A 21,364-nucleotide genomic window follows, 5' to 3' on the forward strand; every position below is an offset into this window, starting at 1 on the left:
CACAAATTTGTTAACACGTATTAATTGAAAGTAGACTTTATCAACCGCTTGCTTTACTAAATAGATAACACACCGACTCATAAATAATTAAAATTTAAATACATTGATTAAAACCACACTCTCATCATTTGCAAAATCTATTGGTTTTAACTCACAAAATTATATTCCTAGGGAAGGCGCATCCTTTTCTTTATTTAGAATTGAAGTTTTATCAGGTTTAACGGTTGCTTTAGCATTGGTCCCAGAAGCTATTGCTTTTTCTTTTGTTGCAGGAGTCGCACCTTTATCAGGGCTTTATGCAGCTTTTATCGTTGGTTTAATTACAGCTGTATTTGGTGGAAGACCTGGAATGATTTCAGGAGCAACTGGTGCTTTAGCCGTTGTCATGGTTTCTCTTGTTATGGATCATGGTGCTCAATATTTATTTGCAACCGTAGTGTTAATGGGAATTTTACAATTATTAGCTGGTATTTTTAAGCTTGGAAAATTTATTAGAATGGTGCCACAACCTGTAATGTTAGGTTTTGTTAATGGCCTTGCAATCGTTATTGGTATTTCACAACTTAGTCAGTTTAAAACCCTTAATGCAATGGGACAGTCAGTATGGATTTCAGGAAACACTTTGTATTATTCAATAGGGTTTGTAGCTTTAACTATGTTAATTATTTGGCTATTACCAAAAATTACTAAAGCAGTTCCAGCAACTCTTGCTGCTATTTTAGCAACATCTGTATTAGTTTTAGTATTAAAGATTGATATTCCAAGTGTTGGAGATCTTGCAAGTGTTAAAGGGGGATTACCTATATTTTCAATTCCAAGTGTTCCTTTAAACTTTGAAACTTTAAAAATTATTTTCCCTTATGCATTTATCTTGTCTGCGATTGGCTTAATTGAAAGCTTGTTAACTCTTAACTTAGTTGGTGAAATTACTAATAAAAGAGGTGGGGCTAGTCAGGAATGTCTAGCACAAGGTTTTGCAAACACAGTTACTGGTTTTTTTGGGGGTATGGGTGGATGTGCGATGATTGGTCAATCAATGATTAATGTAAAATCTGGAGGTAGAACAAGAATTGCAGGAATAGCTGCAGCATTATTCTTATTAATTTTTATTTTATATACATCAAGTTATATTGAGATGATTCCTATAGCAGCTCTTGTTGGTGTAATGTTTATGGTGGTGATTGGAACGTTTGCGTGGAATTCTTTAAAGATATTATTTTTTGTACCAAAGAGTGATGCACTAGTTATTGTTCTTGTAACCGTTGTAACTGTTTTAGAAGATTTAGCTGTTGCAGTAATTGTTGGTGTAATTGTATCCGCATTAGTTTTTGCTTGGAAATCTGCCTCAAGAATTAGAGCAGTTGAGAGACCCTCCGTTAGAGAAAAGGGTGCTAAAGTGTATGAAATAGAAGGTCCGCTTTTCTTTAGTTCAACGGATAGTTTTTTAGAATTATTTAAACCAGAAGAAGATCCTGAAGTAGTCATTATTGATTTTGCAGGATCAAAAGTAATTGATCAATCAGCTTTAAAAGCAATTGAAGACATTGCTGATAAATATAATAGTTTTGGAAAAAAAGTTAAATTAAGACATCTAACTCGTGATTGTCATAGATTATTAAGCAGAGCAGGCCAGCTTGTTGTTGACAGTGATGATGATCCTGATTATGGAATTGCAGTTGATTATGATGTTAAATTAGGAATTTTTGGCAGATAAGATGAGCAAAGAGATTAAAACAGATGATGTTATTTTCAATTTCTTCAAACAAGTTTGTGATGAAAAAGATGACGTTAAATGTGTAGAGTTAGGTAATGGTTGGATTAATGCCATGGAAACCAATCTTACTAACATGGAAAAAAATCTGGAAGAAACAGATAAAGTTAAATACCAAGAAAGTATTAATAGTAACAAACAACAGCTTGATAGCCTTAAAGGTAAATCTGCTAGTGAATGGCGTGAATACGCAACCCAGTGCATGGTTGAGATCTTAGATCATAAAACTAAATCGTGAATTTCTTTAAGAGATTATTTTCAAGTAGTAATCTAGAACTAGAAATCAATGATGGAGGAAGATCTGCGGCTGGTTATAAAGGTAAAGCTGGAGACTGTGTGGTTAGATCCATTGCAATTGTAACAAAGCTTCCTTATCAAAAAATATATGATGATCTTTATAAGGCAAATGAAGAATTTAGAACCACTTCAAGAACAAGACTTGCTAGAAGTTTAAAACAAAAAAATGATAGCCCAAGATCAGGTACTCATAGAGTTGTGGTTAAAAAATATCTTGAAAGACTTGGCTGGCAGTGGACGCCAACAATGTTTATAGGCCAAGGTTGCAAGGTTCATTTAAAAAAAGATGAACTTCCTAGTGGAACTTTGATTGTATCTTGCTCAAAACATATAACCGTTGTTAAAGATGGTGTCTTACATGATACTTATGATTGTTCAAGACGTGGAACGCGATGTGTTTATGGATATTGGACTAAGCCTCATTAGATAAAGATAAAAGTGGTTAATAAATTTCATTAATATATAATTTTTTAAATGAGCTTTAAGGATAACGTCAACTTACATGTGGATAAATCAGCTAAATTACTAAATTTTAGTGATGATTTACTTGAGCATTTAAAATCTACTCACTCATTAATTAAAGTAAATGTGGGTGTTGTCCTAGATGGTAAAATTAATAACTTTACTGGATGGAGAGCAGTTCACTCAGAACACATTCTACCAACTAAAGGTGGGCTAAGATATTCAGAAACTGTTGATCAAGATGACACAGAAGCTCTAGCATCTTTAATGACTTACAAATGTGCAATAGTTAATATTCCTTTTGGTGGTGCTAAAGGAGGTTTAAAAATTAATCCTAAGAATTACACAATGCCTCAACTTAGAGAAATTACCAAAGCCTTTGCAAGTAAACTAATTAATAAAGGTTTTATTTCTCCAGCATTAAATGTTCCAGCTCCAGATGTTGGAACATCTGAAAGAGAAATGGAATGGATTTTAGAGACTTATAAAACACTTAAACCAGATGATATAAATTATAGAGGTTGTGTGACGGGTAAACCCTTACATAGAGGAGGTATTGCTGGAAGAACAGAAGCAACCGGTAGAGGTATTGAAGAAGTAGTTAGAGAAATATTTAGACATGAAGATATCGTTAAAGAAGCTGGTTTAAAAAAAGAATTAAAAGATAATGAAATTATAGTTCAAGGCTTTGGTAATGTAGGAAGTAATTTAGCTAAACATTTATATAATAGAGATAATGCAAAGATTATAGCTATTGGAGAGTTTGATGGTTATTTATACAATAAAAAAGGCATTGATATAAATGCACTAATTGAATTTTTTCAAAAAAATAAAAGTATTAATAATCCTAAACTTGGAGAATTTAAAAATAATCCAAGTGAACTCTTAGAATTAGATTGTGATATTTTAATTCCAGCTGCGTTAGAAAATGCAATTACCGTTGATAATGTAGATAAAATTAAAACAAAATTAATAATTGAAGCTGCTAATGGACCCATTTCATTTGAAGCAGATCAAAAATTATTTGAAAAAGGAGTTATGATTATCCCTGATATTTATGTCAATGCAGGCGGAGTAGTAGTTTCTTATTTTGAGTGGGTAAAAGATATTTCTCATATACGTTTTGGTAGAGTTGAAAAAAGATTTCAAGAACAAAAAATATTAGACATTATTGATTTGATAGATAAAAAAACTAATACCAAAACAGATTTTGACACCATTAAAAAAATTATCCATGGAGCGGATGAAGAGGATTTAGCTTTTTCAGGTCTAGAAGACAGTATGAGAAATGCATTTATTGAAATTTATAATGCTAAAAAACAAATAAAAAGATCATTTAGAGACAGCGCTTATTATGTATCTCTAAAGAAGATAAGAAACTTCTATACAGTAGAAGGGTTCCCTAAACGATAAATAGCAGCTTAATTTTACCAATAACTAAATTAATAGAAGACTCCCAATCTATGATTTGTTAGCATTTGATATGATAAAATTAATAAGAGCAGGCTTTATAAGCAAGCTTTTTACCATTTTAATCTTAAGTTTATTATTAGCTAGTGGTGCTAAAGCTGGTTGTGATGATGCCCCAACTGATGGAGTGGATTATTCTAATTGTCAATTCTCAGAAGGCCAAGATTTAAGTAGAGCCTATATACCAAATTCTAATCTTTCTTTTATTAGCTTTATTAAAGTTACTTTTGATAAAGGGGTGATGATGAATGCAACATTATCTAATGGTAATTTTGTAGAATCTTCTTTTATTAGAACCAATTTATATGAAGCAAACCTTGAAGGTGGTATTTTTGAAAAAGCTAACTTTACAAGTGCCAATTTAACAAGAGTAAATTTCAAAGGTTCATCATTAATTGAGACAAACTTCAGTAACAGTAACCTTTTTGAAGCAGATTTAACTGGTGCCAATATCTTAAATGCCACCTTTGAAGGTGCCAATCTAAACAATGCTACCTGGATTGATGGCTCTAAATGTTCATTAGGCTCTATTGGTAAATGTAATAAATAAAAAATTCTTAGAAATTATTAATTTATTTTACAGGCTTAATTTTCTGATTAATAACAAGTACAGCACCAATAATTAAAATAGGTAAGCCTATTATTAAATCTTGCTGCCATTCTAAGTTTTCAAACACTGTTGAGATTAATAAAGCAAGTACAGGCATTACCACCCCCACATAACCAGCTCGTCCAGCTCCAACTTTTTCTAATAATCTTAAATAGAAGATAAAAGCAAATATTGAACCAACGATAGATAAATAAGCAAGAGATGCAATATAACTGAAGCTATATTCAAATAATAATTCAGTACCCTTTATCTGAGTGATTAATAGTGTGATCAGTGAACCATAAAGCATTGCATATGCAAGTGTTGATATTAATGAAAAGTTATTATTTAAGTTTCTTTGGTGAACCATGTTACCTGTTGATGCACTAAATGTACCAAGCAATGCTAAAAATAATCCAACATGAGTTCCATTTGCTAAGCTGAAATTGAAAATTTCATCACTGAAAATGATTATAATTCCAATCATCCCAATAGTTGCACCAAGTAAAGTTTTTAAAGAAGGTTTCTTTTTAAAATAAAATCCTTCTCCTAAAATATTCATAATAACTACCGTTGAAAAGACAACTGCTGGAAATGCGCTTATTAAATAAGTATTTGATAAATAAAAGAAAACGTAATTAAGAGAATAAAGACAAATACCGAAGAGCAAAAACCAAAGATGTTGATTTAAAGAAAACTTAAGATTTTTCTTCTTATAAATTAGATAAACAAAAATAATTATTGCAGCAATTAAAAACCTATAAAACACAGATACTAATGGATCAACGTAGCCTAACTGAAATTTGATGACATACCAAGTAGGGGACCAGCAAAAAAGTGTGACAATAAATAAGATAAAATTGTTCATTAATAAAGACTTATAATCAATCAATCTTAAAAAAATATAAGATTAATCTAACAATTTTAATATATAAATTTAATAGTTATGAAAAAAATACTTCTAATTTTAACCCTGTTTATATCATTAAGTAATATTTCTTACTCAGACAATCATTATCCAATTACAAGAGATTCTGAATTAATGATCGCTAGAGGTAAAATTGCATACCAAAATAATTGTGCAAGCTGTCATCAGGTTAATTTATCTGGAGCTGAAAACTGGAAGGGCGTTGATGAAGATGGTCACCGTAAAGCGCCACCATTAAATGGTACGGGACACACTTGGCACCATGATGACGAGACACTACATAAAATTATTAAATATGGTTTAGTTGGAATTATCAGTGATTATGAAGGAAAAATGGGTGGGTTTAAAGATAACCTTAATGACAAAGATATAGATTCAGTTTTAGCCTACATTAAAAGTTTTTGGCCAGATGATTATTATCAACATCAAATAAATTTAAGTAAATAAATCATATGGCAATAGATACTTTTCATTGGGGATGCAAAGATAGCTGGAGAACTAGTGCGAAGAATACGATGTGGTGTGTTGTTGGTTGTTCTATTGGAGATTTTGGAACCATATTATTTTTTCAGTTAAGTAAAATTCCTTTTCCAGTTTTAGGCATTATGACTTTAGCAATCATTAATGGTTTACTCACTAGCATTATGCTTGAAACTTATATCTTAATGAAACAAAAATTTGATTTTAGGAATGCATTAAAGACAGCTTTTGGCATGAGCTTTATCTCAATGGTTAGTATGGAAATTTCTATGAATGCTACTGATTATTTTTTAACTGGTGGAGCTCAACTTACATGGTGGGTAGTTCCCATTATGTTAATAGTTGGTTTTTTAACACCTTGGCCTTATAATTATTGGAGACTTAAAAAATTCAATCAAGCATGTCATTAAATATTCAAATGATTACAACTTCTGAAATTATACTAGCAATTATTATCGTTTCCTTATCTGTTGTTATGCCAATTTATTATTATTATCAAAGAAAGAAAAACCCTAAGCAAGATAATAAAACTTCAGATAACCCCGAGATAAAGAATTATATTGATAAAATTAATGAAATTACCCGTAAAAAACATAAATGAAAAAACGTTTATCAGGGTGCAGTGAATGTGGAGATGATACTGCCATCTTAACACAAGTGAGTTCAGGACCTGAAGTGATCTTACTTTGTACGGATTGCTATAATCTTAAACATTCAAATGAAACACATAACCATATTAGTTATGAAGAAGAAAAAAGCTAAAAAATTAAAAACTAAAAAACCAGCACCTAATTTCTACGGTCTTGGTAAATTTAATTACCTTATTTTTAAGTTTCTCTGCTCTAGGTTTAAGCTTAAATAGATTGATTACTTAAACTTTATCTAATCACCTAGACACTTGATTTGTGCCTTGATAAGTTAGGATTATGAAAGGTTATAGATTTATTACAAGTGATGACACTTCAGAATTTTGTCATCGTGTTACAGAAGCAATATCTAATGGATGGAAATTATTATGCTTATGTCCGTGATCCAGAAGGTAACAAAATTTGTGCTAGATATAATTCTAAATAAATGAAAAAACTTTGAGGGATCATAGTTCTGGTTTTGTTGTTGAGTGGGAACGCTTATGTAGAGAAAGAACATGCTTATAAAAAACATGGCATGAATGAGAAAATAATTAAACTATATAAGAGTATAAATAAGTAATAAATTTTATGAATGGGTAAAGTAGCTAAAGATAAGTGGGATAAGGTAATTGAATATTTAACACATTCAGACCGTGATCTTGAAAAAGTATTAAGCTTACTAAAGGGGTGTGACCAAGGGAATGCATCTAATTATGATGTTAATAGAGCGTCTTATTCATTAAATATTATTGCGATAGTTACACAAAAGCAACTTGATCCAGAAAATAAAGACAAGTCACTTACCCATATAATTAGACAGTGGGTTAAATCAAAAGACTTCATCCAATTTTATAATTTGATGAGAAAACAAGAAAATATTACTTGGGATAAGAGTAAACTTGAAGATTACACAAAGCAATTAAAAGACCTTTGGTACAGCAAATCACAATCTAAAAACAAAGAATATTTTAAAAAAATAGACGGATTTATAAGGCTTGGAGATGGTTTTAATAAAACAAGTAAGGCAAATTTTTTAGAAAAAGATAGCAATGAAGAAGAACAAAGACCAAAAACTAAAATAATTGAGAAAACCTTCGATAAAATAAAAAAAAATGAACGTGTCATTAGGAAGCATCCTTAGTTAATACACTTATCAAGTGAACATTTTTATTTTTTTCTTTTAAATTTATACTTAATTAGCTTTATCAGCGAACGTATACCTGTTAGGTTTTTGAATAAAATAGGAGAGAAAATGTTAAAAAAAATACTTTACATAATAGTTGTCACAGTTTTTTCTAGCTTTTATGCTTCAGCTGACACCACAGATCAAAAGTGGATGAAAAAAGTTGAAGTTACAAAATCAGGAGATCATTGTGTGGATGATAAAAATTGTTTTAATAGATACCACCCAAAAATTCCACCAGTAGCAAAAGCAAATCCTGGAGACATGATTATACTTCATACTCGTGATGCTTTAGACACAGGTTTTAGATTAGATTCTACAGCTGATGATTTAGCTACAGTTGATTTGGGTCTAATTCACCCGATGACTGGTCCCATTCATATAAATGGTGCCAAAAGAGGGGATGCTTTAGAAGTTACGGTAATTGATATAGCTCCAGATGAATATGGCTATACAGTAATTGCACCTGGATTTGGATTTTTAAGAGATGTTTTTCCAGACCCATACATCGTAAATTGGAGATTAACAAGAATTGGAGCTGTTTCAGATGGAATGCCAGGTATTACAATTCCTTATGAAGCGTTTCCAGGTTCAATAGGTGTTTTACCAGGAGAGCCGGAAATTAAAAAATGGAAATCTAGAGAAGCAGATTTAGCAGCAGCAAGTGGGGTGGTTTTAGGACCATCTGCAGGTGGAGCGTTGCCAGCTAATATTTGTGGTGAAAAAGGTTCTCATAAAGATGACTGTTTAAGAACAATCCCACCAAGAGAAAACGGTGGAAATATGGATGTTCAACAACAGCAAATAGGAACCAAGATAATATTTCCATGTTTTATAGATGGATGTGGTTTGTTTGCAGGTGATATTCATTATGCTCAAGGAGATGGTGAGGTTTCTGGAACAGCAATCGAAATGGGAAGTGTTATAACTGTTACAGTTAAAATACTTAAAGGCAAAGGAACAGATATGGACATGCCTGTAACGATTGGTAATGATCAAATAATTGATATGGAACCAACTAGATATTATCAAACACTGGGTATACCAATAAAAGGTAAAGGAGAAATTCCTCCTTCTCATAAATATTTGGACTCAAGTACACTTGCAAACTTAACTAATGCTTCAGAAGATTTAACTATCTCAGCAAGACATGCTTTAATGCAAATGATTGATTATCTTGTTAAAGAACATGGGTTAACTAAGGAGCAAGCATATATATTGTGTTCTGTTGCTGTAGACCTTAGAGTTGGACAAGTAGTTGATGTTCCAAACTTTATTGTTTCAGCTGTTTTAAACATGGATGTTTTTGACAAATATAGAAACTAAATTAAATTAAGAATTAAAGGCGCTTTATCTATTTAGAGCGCCTTTTTTTTGAAGTCTTAAATTATGAAAAATAATAAAAAAATTTCAAATATAATAGTATATTTATTTATTTATTTGCTATTTGCTGCCCATTCACCATGGGGTCAATATTTAGCTTATAGAGAGCAACATTTACTAATAATGAGCACAAGAGAAGACGCTCCAACTTACCCTTATTCAAAAATATTGGTTGATGTAATAAACAAACAACTACCCGAAGCAAGTTCACGTGCTGCTAGAGCTAAAACTTTTGGACGAGTTCAAGGTTTATTTTCTACAAACCAAATGCCTTTACTATTGCTTTCCAAAAAAAATGCAAAATCATTACTTAAAGGAAAGGGAGTATTTAAGAAATTTGGTGCAGCAGATGCAAAGGTCATATATTTCTTTGATGATTTAGTTTTATTAGCTCAACCTAGCTTCCCAGATAAGTTTGCATGGCTATTAACAAATGCGATTATTAAAGGAGAAAAAGATTTATTAGGAGCAACATCTCCATTAGAAACTAAAAAAATAATTGATATTCATCCTGGAACGATAATGGCATTAAATAATGAAAAAATGCCAGAGTTATTAAAAACTAAATAATTTACTAAATCTTAAGTATTATCTAATAATATAAGCTAAAGTAGTATAATGGCAGATCAGATATTACCCTTTGTTTATATGCTAGGGATACTCTTATTAGTACTTCCAGCTTTTCTACAATCTAACTCTAAGTTAAAACAATTCTTAACTAATCTTACTATTTGGATTGTCATTATCCTTATAATTCTAACAATTATTTATTTCATAAATTAAACATTATTAGAGCAAGTTTTAAACAAACAGTAATGATCTAGTAGAATCATGCATTGGATTTCATTCCTTTTTTCGCGTTTACGTTTTTTTCCTTATATTCCTCTTTACGTAGACCTCTTGATTGGAAGAGGAGTGAAACCATTACAAACTACAAATTACTTACCTTAAAAAATACAACCAATAAAAACAGTTGGTAGATATTATTAAAAATAGAGACGGTACATGAAGTTAACTGAGACTACTGTTAAGATAATAACCAGCAAATAAAGGGATATATAATCTTTTGGAGTTAACATGGTTTATAAATACTCTTATTGTTAGCTACTAGCTAGCTTCTTTTTAGGATCATAGAAAGGTTTTTCAGTAACAGTTGCTTTAATGATTTTGTCATTCATTTTTACATCAAGCACTGTTCCAATTTCTGAATTGTTAATTGAAACCATTGCAAGGGCTATGTTTTGTTTTAATCTCGGTGAATAAACTGCAGAAGTAATTTTACCAACTACTTGATTGTCCTTGGTGATTTCCCAAAAAGTAGTGTTAGGTCCTGTTAAAGGATCACAGTCCAAGATAACTCCAACTTGCTTTCTTTTAATGCCATCTTGATTTATTTTTTGTAAAGCATCTTTACCAATAAAGTTTATATCAGTATCAAGATTAACAAGTCTTCCCAGATTTAGTTCATAAGGATTCGTATTAATATCTGCATCTGCATGGTATGACAACATCCCCCCTTCAATACGTCTTATTGAAGATGTGTGACCTGGTTTTAATCTGTGTGGTTTCCCAGCTGCCATTATCTTTTCCCAAAGTTGGTCACCCTTAGATCCATCTCTTAAATACAACTCATAACCAAGTTCACTAGACCAACCTGTTCGCGAAACTATTAAAGGAATGCCATTTAAATCTAATTCACGTAACCAATAATATTTAAGATCATTAATACTTTCACCAAATAAAGCTTCCATAATTTTTCCAGAGTTTGGTCCTTGTAATTGAAGAGGAGAGACATCAGGTTCGATAATTTTAACATCAAGACCAGAGTTAACAGCAACCCCTTGTGCCCATAATAAAATATCACTATCTGCAAGAGATAACCAATAATGGTTTTCTTTTAATCTTAATAAAACTGGATCATTTAAAATTCCACCATCATTATTAACTATTAAAACATATTTACATTGCCCAACTGAAAGTTTTGATAAATCCCTTGGTGTTAACAGTTGAATAAATTTTGTAGCATCTGGTCCTGTAATTTCAACTTGTCGCTCCACTGCAACGTCACATAAAATTGCTTCATTAACTAAATTCCAAAAATTCTGCTCTGGATCACCAAAGTCGCGAGGAATATACATGTGATTATAAACTGAAAAGCCAGTTGCACCCCATTTAACTGTTGAGTTAAAGTAAGGGGATTTTCTAATTTGAGTTCCAAAACCGAAGTTTTTCTTATCTTCCATTCTTAAAATCTATTAATTATTTTATTATTTGAAAAGCTATTTGTTATTTTCGCACTCAATTGTCGCAAATGCAGTTAATTGTTGAATCTCATCAGGCTCTTTACTGAAAACTTCATCCATCTGTTCGTTGTTGAATTTCTCACTTAATTTATCAATTGTACACTGGCAGTATATTTTAGCCCCATCGGCACCAATATACGCTTTAGAGTTAGTGTAACAACCAATGTATAATTCCTTCTCATATTCAGGGCTTAAAGCATGACTTTTAGAGCTAAAAAAGAGGATAAAGATTAGTAAATATTTATATTTTTTGATCATACTCACCAACTTTTCCAGTTTTTTGTAAAAGGTCATCAATAAAATCAAAGATCTTTTTCTTTCTCTCATCTGATGTTGGACTTTCGGTAACAATAACTAATGATGGTTTATTAGATGAGGCTCTAATTAATCCCCATGAACCATCTTTAAAAGAAAATCTGATACCATTAACTGTTAAGACTTCACTAATCTCCTGGCCATCAATTTTAGTTTTATTATCTTTAATTTTATTTACTTGTTTTACTAATTCTTCAACTACTTGATATTTCTCTTCATCTTTACAAAATGGAGCCATTGTTGGTGTTTGAAAAGTATTAGGTAATTCTTTTATTATTTCATGCATAGATTTATTTTGATTATCTAATAGATGACACACATGAATTGCTGAATTAATTCCATCATCATAACCAAAACCTAAAGGTTGATTAAAGAAAAAGTGACCACTTTTCTCAAATCCAGCTAAAGCTTTTTCAGTATTAACTTTTCTTTTAATATGTGAGTGACCTGTCTTCCAATAAATAGTTTCACAGTCATTTTTTGCTAAAACTTCATCAGTTGCATACAATCCAGTTGATTTTACATCAACAATAAATTTTGAGCCTTTATGAGTTTTAGATAAATTTCTTGCAATTAATAATCCAATTTTATCTGAAAATATTTCATCACCTGTATTATCAATTACACCAACTCTATCGCCATCTCCATCAAAGCCAAAACCAATATCAGCGTTATTATTTTTTACAGATTTTGCTATTGCATGTAGCATCTCTAAATCTTCTGGATTTGGATTATATTTTGGAAAAGTCCAATCAAGATTACAATCAAGTTCAATTACTTCACAACCAATACCTCTTAAAATTTCAGGTGCAAATATTCCAGCCGTTCCATTACCACATGCAACAACTGCTTTAATTTTTTTCTTTATTTTATTTTTATTTATTAAATCATTTTTATAAATTTGTTGAAAACCTTCTATTTGTTTCTCACTCCCTTCACCTTTAATAAAATTTTCATTTAAAGTAATTTCTTTTAATTCTTTCATCTCTTCTGGTGCATGGGTTAAACCTTTTTTGATACCCATTTTAACTCCAGTCCATCCATTTTCATTGTGACTAGCGGTTACCATTGCAACAGCATCAGCATCTAAATTAAATTGTGCAAAATAAACAGTAGGGGATAATGACAAACCTATGTCTTCAATATTACATCCTGTTGAAAGTAGTCCTTTTTTAAGAGCAGATTTTATTTCTTCACTGTAAGATCTATAATCATGACCCACAATTACTCTTGGATTCGTTTTTTTTGTATGTTTTATAATTTGAGTACCCAAACCTTTGCCTAGATTCTCTATTCCGAGTTGGTTTATGTCCTCCTCATACAACCACCTTGCGTCATACTCTCTGAAGCCATATGGATCTATTTTTAAATTTGTTGTCATTGCTAACCTTTCATACATTCATTTTATTTTTTTATTGATATTTTTTTTATATGTTCTATAAATGTTCTGTTGATTAATGATTTATATGGTGTATCAATGCTTTCAGCATACAACATGTAGTTGTTTTGTAAAAAAAAACTAAAAAAAAACTTAAAATATGAACAAAATACTATCACAGGCACTTAAGAAAGCTGTCTCCGAATATAGCCCAGATAATAGAGAGCTTTCAAAAAATAAAGGACCAGATTTATTTTCACTTAGCAATGACACAGAACTTTTTCAAAATGAAAAAGGTGTCATTATTAAAATTGACAGATCAAGAGATAGTAAATTAACAGACTTTGGTAAAGCAACTTTAAAAGATAGATACTTAGGTCATAACGAATCTTACCAAGATTTATTTGCACGTGTTGCAAGTTCATATGCAGATGACAATTTACATGCACAAAGAATTTATAATTACATTAGTAATTTATGGTTCATGCCAGCAACTCCAGTTTTATCAAATGGTGGAACAAAGAGAGGTTTACCAATTTCATGTTTTTTAAATGAAGCATCAGATAGCTTAAATGGAATACTTGATCTATGGAGTGAGAATGTTTGGTTAGCTGCTAAAGGTGGTGGGATTGGAAGTTACTGGGGTAACCTTAGATCTATTGGAGAAAAAATTGGTAAAGTTGGAAAGACATCAGGAATAATTCCTTTCATTAAAGTAATGGACTCGTTAACGATGGCGATTAGCCAAGGTTCATTAAGAAGAGGATCAGCTGCTTGTTATCTTCCAATTGATCATCCTGAAATTGAAGAATTTATTGAAATGAGAAGACCAACAGGTGGAGATCCAAACAGAAAAGCTTTGAACCTTCATCATGGTATTTTAGTATCAGACGCATTTATGAGAGCTGTTGAAACAGATGAGCAGTGGGCACTAAAAAGTCCTGCTGATGGAACTGTGCAACAAACTATCTCTGCAAGAAATTTATGGATTAGATTATTAACTGCAAGAATTGAAACAGGTGAACCTTATATTATCTATATCGATACAGTTAATAGACAAATTCCTCAACACCATAAGTTAGCAGGATTAACTGTTAAAACTTCTAATCTTTGTAGTGAGATTACTCTACCTACTGGAATAGATAAAAATGGAAGAGATAGAACTGCTGTTTGTTGTTTATCATCTTTAAACTTAGAAAAGTATGATGAGTGGAAAGACGATAATGTTATGATTAATGATGTTATGAGATTTTTAGATAACGTATTAACAGATTTTATTGAAAGAGCTCCAGAGCAATTTGATGATGCAAAATACTCCGCTGAAAAAGAAAGAAGTGTTGGCTTAGGTGTTATGGGTTTCCATTCTTACTTACAAAAACATAGCATTCCGCTTGAATCTGTTATGAGTAAAGCTTGGAATAAAAAAATATTCAAACATATTCAAGAACATGTGGATCAAGCCTCAAAAGATTTAGCAGATGAAAGAGGACCATGTCCAGATGCCGCTGATTATGGTTGCAATGAAAGATTTTCTAACAAGACAGCTATAGCGCCAACTGCATCAATTTCTATTATCTGTGGTGGAGCATCCCCTGGAGTAGAGCCAGTTGCAGCTAATAGCTATACTCATAAAACTCTTTCAGGATCTTTCAATGTTAGAAATAGATATTTAGTAGAGTTATTAGAAAAACATGGGAAAAATACAGATGATGTTTGGTCTGTAATTACAACAAATCAAGGGTCTGTTTCTCATTTAGATTTTTTAACCGATTTAGAAAAAGATGTTTTCAAAACTGCTTTTGAATTGGATCAAAAATGGATTATTGAGTTAAGTGGAGATAGAACACCTTTTATATCTCAAGCTCAATCAATTAACTTATTTGTACCAGCTGATATTCACAAAAGAGAACTACATAAAATTCATTTTGATGCTTGGAAAAAAGGTTTAAAGAGTCTTTATTATTGCAGATCAAAATCAATTCAACGTGCAGAAAATGTTAATGATACTAAAGCAACAGATGTTACCGCAAATGTTTACAAGTCAAAACCACAAACAACTGAACAACCAGAATACGAGGAGTGCCTATCATGTCAGTAGAAAAAATGGATACTAAAATTATCGAACCAGAAAAAAAGGAAATAGCTCAACCACAAAAAATGGGATTACTAGTTGAAAACCCAGTTTACAAACCATTTAGATATCCATGGTGTTATGATGCTTGGTTAACACAACAAAGAATTCACTGGCTACCAGAGGAAGTGCCACTTGGTGATGATGTTAGAGATTGGCAGAAAAATTTAACTCAGTCTGAAAAGAATTTATTAACACAGATTTTTAGATTTTTTACTCAAGCTGATGTTGAAGTACAAAATTGTTATTTAAGACATTATACAACTGTATTCAAACCTACAGAAGTTCTAATGATGATGACTGCTTTTGCTTCAATGGAAACAGTTCACATAGCTGCTTACTCTCATTTACTTGATACTATTGGAATGCCTGAGTCAGAATATTCTGCATTCATGAAATATAAAGAGATGAAAGATAAATACGACTACATGCAAAATTTTGACATGAGTTCAAAAAAAGATATTGCATTAACTGTAGCTGTATTTAGTGCATTCACAGAAGGCTTACAATTGTTTGCAAGTTTTGCAATCTTACTTAACTTCCCAAGACATAATAAAATGAAGGGAATGGGCCAAATTGTTACTTGGTCAGTAAGAGATGAAACGTTGCATTGTAATTCTATGATTAGATTGTTTAAAGAGTTCATTCATGAAAATCCAGAAATTTGGAATCCTGAATTAAAAAAGGAACTTTATAAAGCATGTAGAACAATCATTGAGCATGAAGACGCATTTATTGATTTAGCTTTTGAAATGGGTCCTATGGAAGGTCTTACAGCGCAAGATGTAAAACTTTATATAAGATTTATTGCTAATAGAAGATTATCTCAACTTGGATTAGACCCAATTTATGATGTGGAAAAAAATCCACTTACTTGGTTAGATTCTATGTTGAATGCAGTTGAACACATGAACTTCTTTGAAGGTCGTTCTACTGAATATTCTAAAGCATCAACTCAGGGAACTTGGACAGAAGCTTTTAGTTAATTCTTTCTTAATTAAAATAAAATTTCAAAGGGGCAATTTTTATTGTCCCTTTTTTATCTATACCAAAAGTGAATAAAGTTGGGTTAGCTTTTTTTTAAAACTTTATCTTTGATTAAGTTGCAACACTTTTCTATGCTTATTGCCTTTATAACTTGCAAGAGGTCTAATTAATTTATTAGCAGCATGTTGCTCCATAATATGAGCTGACCAACCTGTAATTCTTGAAATTACAAATATAGGTGTAAAGAAATCAGTATCAAATCCCATTAAATGGTAAGTAGGTCCTGTTGGGTAATCAACATTAGGATAAATATTTTTCTCTTTAATCATTACTTTTTCAACAATGTCATAAATTTTTTCAAATGTTTTATCTTTTTTAATAATTGCTACTCTTTTAAAATACTCTCTCATGGTAGGAACCCTTGAGTCTCCGCTTTTATAAACTCTATGACCAAATCCCATTACTACATCTTTATTTTTAAGAGTTTTAGTAATCCACTTTAAAGCATTCTCAGGTTTTTTAATTTTTTTCATCATGTGCATTACTTCTTCATTAGCACCACCATGAAGAGGACCTTTTAAACTAGCGATTGCACCTGTTATTGCACCATGAATATCAGATAAGCTACTTGTAATAGTTCTGGCAGTAAAAGTTGATACGTTAAAACTATGTTCTGCATACAGAATTAACGAGACATCAAAGGCTTTAACAATTTCTTTATTAGGAACTTTTCCAAAACACATATGGAAAAAGTTTTCAGAAAAACTAAATTTTTTCTTTGGTGCTACAATTTTTTTTCCTTTTCTAAGTCTATAAAATGCAGCTAATGCAGTGGGTGTTTTTGCAAAAATTCTAATTGCTTTTCTTAAATTTGCTTTAGGAGAGTTGTCTTTAGTTTCTTTGTCTTCAAGACCCATAATGCTGACAGCAGTTCTCGCAACGTCCATTGGATGAGAATTTTTAGGTATTTTTTTTAAAATATTTATCAAATTTTTAGATAAAGTTATTTCTTTAGATAATTCTTTCTTAAATTCTTTTAATTGTTTTTTGTTAGGTAATTCTTTATTTAAAATTAAGTATGCAACCTCTTCAAAATTACATCTTGCACATAAATCTTGAGCCGCGTAACCTCTGTAAGTTAGAGAGTTAATTTCTGGCATAACTTTTGAAATTTCAGTCTCATCAACAATTATACCCAGTAAACCTTTTTTGATATCATCACTCATTATTCATGTCCTTCCGTACTAAAGTTATAAATCTTTTCATCTAACGAATTATATTTCTCATACTCTACTAATTCGTAAAGTCTTTTTCTGGTTTGCATTTTATCAATAATATTGTTTTGATGTCCATCCACAAAGATGTCTCTAAGGCCATCTTCTACATTTTTCATAGCTAATCTTTGCGTTGTTACTGGATAAATTACAATATTATATCCAAAACTTTCTAACTCTTTATAATTAAATAATTTAGATTTTCCAAACTCAGTCATATTAGCTAACAAATAGCATGACAGTTCTTTTCTAACTTTTTCAAAATCTTTTTCATCATGTAAAGCTTCTGGAAAAATTATTTCAGCTCCGGCATCAATATATGCCTTACATCTATCAATCATTTTATCTATTCCCTCAACACCCTTAGCATCCGACCTCGCTATAATTTTAAAATTTTCATCTTGTTTAGCAGCAACGCATTCTTTAATTTTCTTAACCATAGCTTCAGTCGAAATTAATTCTTTATTATCTAAGTGCCCACATCTTTTACGCTCTACTTGATCTTCTAAGTGAACCGCTGACACTCCAAATTCTTCAAAGGTTTTAATAGTTTCTTCACAAGATTTAAAACCAGTATCGATATCAACAATTGTAGGTAAGCTTGTAACTCTAGATATTAAATAAGATCTAGTACTAACATCTTGCAGTGTAGTTAGACCTATATCTGGAAACCCTAAATCATTAGCCATAACCCCACCTGATACATAAACAGCGTCATAACCAATTTCCTCAATTAGTTTTGCGGTTAGTGGGTTATAAGCACCAGGAACTCTTAAAATTTTATTTGATTTTAGTTTACTGACAAAGTCAGCTCTTTTTTGACTAGGTTCCTTGTCTACAAAATGCATTAAAAAATCCCTTGTTTTGTATTTTTCTTAATCTGACTTTTTTTAACCTGGATATTTAGTTTATTTAACTCACCAGCTTTCAAGTTTTTTAGATTTTGAACAACTTTTAAGAAACGAGCACTCTCTTTTTTATCCAAAATACCATCTGTTAACGTTAAGAACTTATTTATATAATTCTGTCTTTTAAATGGACGTGCTCCATAAGGGTGAGCATCTGCTCTATCTAACTGTTCTGCAATTTTTTTGCCATTATTTAAAGTAACTACAACTTTTGCACCAAATGATTTATTTTTTGGATTAGGATCATGATATTTTTTAGTCCATTTTTTATCTTCAAATGTAGTAATAGATTTCCAAATTTTTATAGTACTTTTTCTATTAGCTCTTTGCTTGCTATAAGATTTAACATGGTGCCAATCAGCATCCTCAAGCGCTACTGCAAAAATATACATTATAGAGTGATCTAGTGTTTCTCTACTTGCATTTGGATCCATTTTTTGTGGATCATTTGCACCAGTTCCAATTACGTAATGAGTGTGATGACTTGTGTAAATATCAATTTTTTTGATTTGATTTAAATTTGGAATTTTTTTATTAAGTTTTTTAGCAATATCTATCAGTGCTTGAGACTGGTATTCTGCTGAATATTCTTTTGTATAAGTCTCCAGTATCGCTTTCTTAGATTCCTTTTTTTTTGGAAGAGGCACATTATATAAAGCTTTTTTACCATCTAATATTCTGGCTATAACACTATCTTCTCCTTCATAAATTGGACTTGGAGCACCTTCACCACGCATTGCTCTATCAACTGCTTCGATTGCAAGCTTACCAGCATGAGCAGGGGCGTAAGCTTTCCAACTAGAGATCTCACCTTTTCTAGATTGTCTCGTAGAAACTGTTGTATGTAATGCTTGTTGAACTGCTTGGTAAATTGTTTCGGTATTCAACTTTAACATTGTACCCAAACCCGCTGCAACACTTGGTCCTAAATGTGCAATGTGATCAATCTTATGTTTGTGTAAACAAATTCCTTTAACCAAATTAACCTGAACTTCATAACCTGTGATAATTCCTCTTAATAAATCTAGCCCACTTTTTTTAGTTTGTTGAGCTACACTTAAAATAGGTGGAATGTTATCTCCTGGGTGACTGTAATCTTCAGCTAAAAAAGTATCATGGAAATCAAGCTCTCTGACAGCTGTTCCATTTGACCAAGCAGCCCACTCACAATCAAATTTTAATTTTGAATCAATCCCAAATAAATTTGCACCATTTTTTTTAGGATGCTTTAGAGCCATTTCTCTTGAGGAGATAACAGCCTTTCTATTTAAAGAAGCAATAGCAACTGAAGCATTATCAATTATTCTATTAATAACCATTTCAATAGCTGTTTTATCTAATTTTGCATTATCAGAAGCTATTTCAGCAATTTTCCATGCTAATTGATTTTCTTTAGGTAAATAAATTTTTGATGGGTAAACTTTAACTTTGTGTGAAATCATTAGGCCTCTTTAATTATGCAGCCCTATTAATAGTAAGAAAAAAAATTAAATCAATCTTTTAAGTAAGTTGAAACTATCTTTTCAACACCAATAAAGTCTTTTATCAAATAATTATGGTAAATTTCATTGGAATTTTTTTCCGTATAACCATTTTCTAATAAAATAACAGGGACAGAGGCAGCCTTTGCAGCATTTGCATCAGTTTCACTATCACCAAACATTAAAGATTTCTTTATATCACCACCAATGATTTCAATTATACTTGTTATGTGTCTTGGATCGGGTTTGCAGTAATCAAAAGTATCTGATCCAGCAACGTACTCAAAGTAATCATAAATTCCAATTTTTTTTAAAAGGTCGATTGCTAAGTGCTCTTGTTTGTTAGTACAAACTGCCATTGAAATTTCTTTTTCTTTACACCATCTTAAGAACTCTTTTACACCATTAATAAGTGTGCTTTCTTTAATGATATTTTGTCCATAAAAGTTCACAAAATCCTTAACCATTTCATCTTTAATTTTTTGATCATTAATTTTACCAAATTCTTTTTTAGCTTGTCCCCATATAGATCTTCCAATCATTGCTCCAGCGCCTTGGCCTACTAGATTTCTAATATCTGCAGTAGACTTTGTCGGATAACCATATTTTTTCATTACATAATTATGAGCATTCATTAAATCGGGTGCGGTATCGACCAATGTTCCATCTAGGTCAAATAAAATTGAGTATTTTTGAGTCATTAATAAAGTATTTTTAAGAAATAAATTGTGAATTAAATTATCTATACACTTAATATAAAAATATTTCCAGATGAAACAAATAAATTATAATATTGATCAAGAAAAATTTCGTAAATTTTTTATAAAATCTGGTGTAAAGATGATCGGACCTGAAACTATATTTTTTTCAAAAGACACGAAGATTGGAAAAAATGTTACTATTAATCCATATGTTGTCATTGGTCCAAAAGTTAAAATAGGCAATAATGTAATTATCAATTCATTTTCTCATCTAGAGGATTGTAAGATAAAAAATAAAGTTGAAGTTGGACCTTATGCAAGATTAAGACCAGGTACCATTCTCGAAGAAGGATCAAAAATTGGAAACTTTGTTGAAGTTAAGAAAAGTACAGTTGGAAAAAAATCAAAAATTAATCATTTATCATATATTGGTGATAGTGAAATAGGTAAAGGTGTAAATGTAGGAGCTGGCACTATTACCTGTAATTATGATGGTGTTAAAAAAAGTAAAACAAAAATTAAAGACAATGTATTTATAGGTTCTAATTCTTCATTAGTTGCACCCGTTACTCTTGAAAAAAATAGTATTGTTGGTGCTGGTTCAGTGATCACAAAAAAAGTTAAAAAAAATTCATTAGCTTTAACTAGAAGCACTCAAACAGAAGTTAAAAATTATAAAAGAAAAATAAAATAA

At 31.1% G+C, this 21,364-nt stretch carries 23 protein-coding genes and 1 pseudogene; 16 read left to right on the forward strand and 8 right to left on the reverse strand.

Annotated features, from left to right (window positions below):
• The first annotated feature begins 103 nt into the window (after positions 1-103).
• The 5 genes from ABXT61_RS02305 (at position 104) to ABXT61_RS02325 (ending at position 4,550) form a co-directional block, all read left to right on the forward strand.
• Positions 104-1,714 carry a SulP family inorganic anion transporter gene (locus tag ABXT61_RS02305; RefSeq protein ID WP_415315688.1) on the forward strand — a complete coding sequence of 537 codons (1,611 nt, stop codon included), beginning with the start codon at positions 104-106 and terminating at the stop codon, positions 1,712-1,714.
• A 1-nt stretch (position 1,715) separates the two neighbouring features.
• Positions 1,716-2,009 (forward strand): hypothetical protein, encoded by a 294-nt coding sequence (locus ABXT61_RS02310; protein WP_415315689.1) that lies wholly within the window; start codon positions 1,716-1,718, stop codon positions 2,007-2,009.
• On the forward strand, positions 2,006-2,494 hold the full coding sequence (locus tag ABXT61_RS02315; RefSeq protein WP_415315690.1) for a hypothetical protein: 489 nt from the start codon (positions 2,006-2,008) through the stop codon (positions 2,492-2,494). The genes ABXT61_RS02310 and ABXT61_RS02315 overlap by 4 nt, the downstream gene beginning before the upstream one ends.
• Before the next feature lie 48 nt (positions 2,495-2,542).
• On the forward strand, positions 2,543-3,943 hold the full coding sequence (locus ABXT61_RS02320) for a Glu/Leu/Phe/Val family dehydrogenase (RefSeq protein WP_415315691.1): 1,401 nt from the start codon (positions 2,543-2,545) through the stop codon (positions 3,941-3,943).
• A gap of 70 nt (positions 3,944-4,013) precedes the next feature.
• The gene (locus ABXT61_RS02325; protein ID WP_415315692.1) at positions 4,014-4,550 is read left to right on the forward strand and encodes a pentapeptide repeat-containing protein; all 537 of its coding nucleotides are present in this window, start codon (positions 4,014-4,016) and stop codon (positions 4,548-4,550) included.
• Positions 4,551-4,572: 22 nt separating this feature from the next.
• Here ABXT61_RS02325 and ABXT61_RS02330 read toward each other — a convergent pair whose 3' ends face one another.
• On the reverse strand, positions 4,573-5,457 hold the full coding sequence (locus ABXT61_RS02330) for a DMT family transporter (protein ID WP_415315693.1): 885 nt from the start codon (positions 5,455-5,457) through the stop codon (positions 4,573-4,575).
• Positions 5,458-5,535: 78 nt separating this feature from the next.
• Between ABXT61_RS02330 and ABXT61_RS02335 the strand changes: the two genes are divergently transcribed.
• The 8 genes and pseudogenes from ABXT61_RS02335 to ABXT61_RS02370 all read left to right on the forward strand — a co-directional run bounded on the left by ABXT61_RS02335 (position 5,536) and on the right by ABXT61_RS02370 (position 9,762).
• The gene (locus tag ABXT61_RS02335) at positions 5,536-5,964 is read left to right on the forward strand and encodes a c-type cytochrome (protein WP_415315694.1); all 429 of its coding nucleotides are present in this window, start codon (positions 5,536-5,538) and stop codon (positions 5,962-5,964) included.
• 5 nt (positions 5,965-5,969) lie between these two features.
• Positions 5,970-6,407 (forward strand): DUF4396 domain-containing protein, encoded by a 438-nt coding sequence (locus ABXT61_RS02340; protein WP_415315695.1) that lies wholly within the window; start codon positions 5,970-5,972, stop codon positions 6,405-6,407.
• A complete protein-coding gene (locus tag ABXT61_RS02345; protein ID WP_415315696.1) occupies positions 6,398-6,598 on the forward strand; it encodes a hypothetical protein in 201 nt (66 codons plus the stop codon). Before ABXT61_RS02340 ends, ABXT61_RS02345 begins: the two co-directional genes overlap by 10 nt.
• Positions 6,595-6,759 carry a hypothetical protein gene (locus ABXT61_RS02350; RefSeq protein ID WP_415315697.1) on the forward strand — a complete coding sequence of 55 codons (165 nt, stop codon included), beginning with the start codon at positions 6,595-6,597 and terminating at the stop codon, positions 6,757-6,759. Before ABXT61_RS02345 ends, ABXT61_RS02350 begins: the two co-directional genes overlap by 4 nt.
• A 164-nt stretch (positions 6,760-6,923) precedes the next feature.
• A pseudogene (locus ABXT61_RS02355) lies at positions 6,924-7,010 on the forward strand (DUF1737 domain-containing protein); the annotation flags it as partial.
• A 208-nt stretch (positions 7,011-7,218) separates the two neighbouring features.
• On the forward strand, positions 7,219-7,767 hold the full coding sequence (locus ABXT61_RS02360) for a hypothetical protein (RefSeq protein WP_415315698.1): 549 nt from the start codon (positions 7,219-7,221) through the stop codon (positions 7,765-7,767).
• Positions 7,768-7,878: 111 nt separating this feature from the next.
• Positions 7,879-9,135 (forward strand): acetamidase/formamidase family protein, encoded by a 1,257-nt coding sequence (locus ABXT61_RS02365; protein WP_415315699.1) that lies wholly within the window; start codon positions 7,879-7,881, stop codon positions 9,133-9,135.
• Positions 9,136-9,198: 63 nt separating this feature from the next.
• Positions 9,199-9,762: a hypothetical protein gene (locus tag ABXT61_RS02370; protein WP_415315700.1), complete on the forward strand. Its 564-nt coding sequence runs from the start codon at positions 9,199-9,201 to the stop codon at positions 9,760-9,762.
• Between the two features lie 530 nt (positions 9,763-10,292).
• On the opposite strand, the gene ABXT61_RS02375 is transcribed toward ABXT61_RS02370, so the two are convergent.
• Genes ABXT61_RS02375 through ABXT61_RS02385 form a run of 3 tightly spaced genes read right to left on the reverse strand, consistent with a single transcriptional unit; the run spans position 10,293 to position 13,191 of the window.
• Positions 10,293-11,435 carry a glycine cleavage T C-terminal barrel domain-containing protein gene (locus tag ABXT61_RS02375; protein ID WP_415315701.1) on the reverse strand — a complete coding sequence of 381 codons (1,143 nt, stop codon included), beginning with the start codon at positions 11,433-11,435 and terminating at the stop codon, positions 10,293-10,295.
• A gap of 36 nt (positions 11,436-11,471) precedes the next feature.
• Positions 11,472-11,753, reverse strand: coding sequence for a hypothetical protein (locus ABXT61_RS02380; protein ID WP_415315702.1), 282 nt, complete (start codon positions 11,751-11,753; stop codon positions 11,472-11,474).
• On the reverse strand, positions 11,737-13,191 hold the full coding sequence (locus ABXT61_RS02385; RefSeq protein ID WP_415315703.1) for a phosphomannomutase/phosphoglucomutase: 1,455 nt from the start codon (positions 13,189-13,191) through the stop codon (positions 11,737-11,739). The genes ABXT61_RS02380 and ABXT61_RS02385 overlap by 17 nt, the downstream gene beginning before the upstream one ends.
• Positions 13,192-13,348: 157 nt before the next feature.
• Here ABXT61_RS02385 and ABXT61_RS02390 point away from each other — a divergent pair, with 157 nt between their 5' ends.
• Together ABXT61_RS02390 and ABXT61_RS02395 are read left to right on the forward strand one after the other, a co-directional pair.
• On the forward strand, positions 13,349-15,286 hold the full coding sequence (locus ABXT61_RS02390; protein ID WP_415315704.1) for a ribonucleoside-diphosphate reductase subunit alpha: 1,938 nt from the start codon (positions 13,349-13,351) through the stop codon (positions 15,284-15,286).
• On the forward strand, positions 15,277-16,305 hold the full coding sequence (locus tag ABXT61_RS02395; protein ID WP_415315705.1) for a ribonucleotide-diphosphate reductase subunit beta: 1,029 nt from the start codon (positions 15,277-15,279) through the stop codon (positions 16,303-16,305). Before ABXT61_RS02390 ends, ABXT61_RS02395 begins: the two co-directional genes overlap by 10 nt.
• A 102-nt stretch (positions 16,306-16,407) precedes the next feature.
• On the opposite strand, the gene ABXT61_RS02400 is transcribed toward ABXT61_RS02395, so the two are convergent.
• Genes ABXT61_RS02400 through ABXT61_RS02415 form a run of 4 tightly spaced genes read right to left on the reverse strand, consistent with a single transcriptional unit; the run spans position 16,408 to position 20,670 of the window.
• Positions 16,408-17,532, reverse strand: a complete 1,125-nt coding sequence (locus tag ABXT61_RS02400) for a bifunctional 2-methylcitrate synthase/citrate synthase (protein ID WP_415315706.1) — start codon at positions 17,530-17,532, stop codon at positions 16,408-16,410.
• Positions 17,532-18,428: a methylisocitrate lyase gene (gene prpB, locus ABXT61_RS02405; protein ID WP_415315707.1), complete on the reverse strand. Its 897-nt coding sequence runs from the start codon at positions 18,426-18,428 to the stop codon at positions 17,532-17,534. Before prpB ends, ABXT61_RS02400 begins: the two co-directional genes overlap by 1 nt.
• On the reverse strand, positions 18,428-19,930 hold the full coding sequence (locus ABXT61_RS02410; RefSeq protein ID WP_415315708.1) for an MmgE/PrpD family protein: 1,503 nt from the start codon (positions 19,928-19,930) through the stop codon (positions 18,428-18,430). The genes prpB and ABXT61_RS02410 overlap by 1 nt, the downstream gene beginning before the upstream one ends.
• 50 nt (positions 19,931-19,980) lie before the next feature.
• Positions 19,981-20,670 (reverse strand): HAD-IA family hydrolase, encoded by a 690-nt coding sequence (locus tag ABXT61_RS02415; protein ID WP_415315709.1) that lies wholly within the window; start codon positions 20,668-20,670, stop codon positions 19,981-19,983.
• A gap of 70 nt (positions 20,671-20,740) precedes the next feature.
• On the opposite strand from ABXT61_RS02415, the gene ABXT61_RS02420 reads away from it, so the two are divergent.
• Entirely contained in the window at positions 20,741-21,364 is a 624-nt protein-coding gene (locus ABXT61_RS02420) for a DapH/DapD/GlmU-related protein (RefSeq protein WP_415315710.1), read from the forward strand.

This window comes from Candidatus Pelagibacter sp. Uisw_137 (genome assembly GCF_047720245.1).
Classification (GTDB): Bacteria; Pseudomonadota; Alphaproteobacteria; order Pelagibacterales; family Pelagibacteraceae; genus Pelagibacter.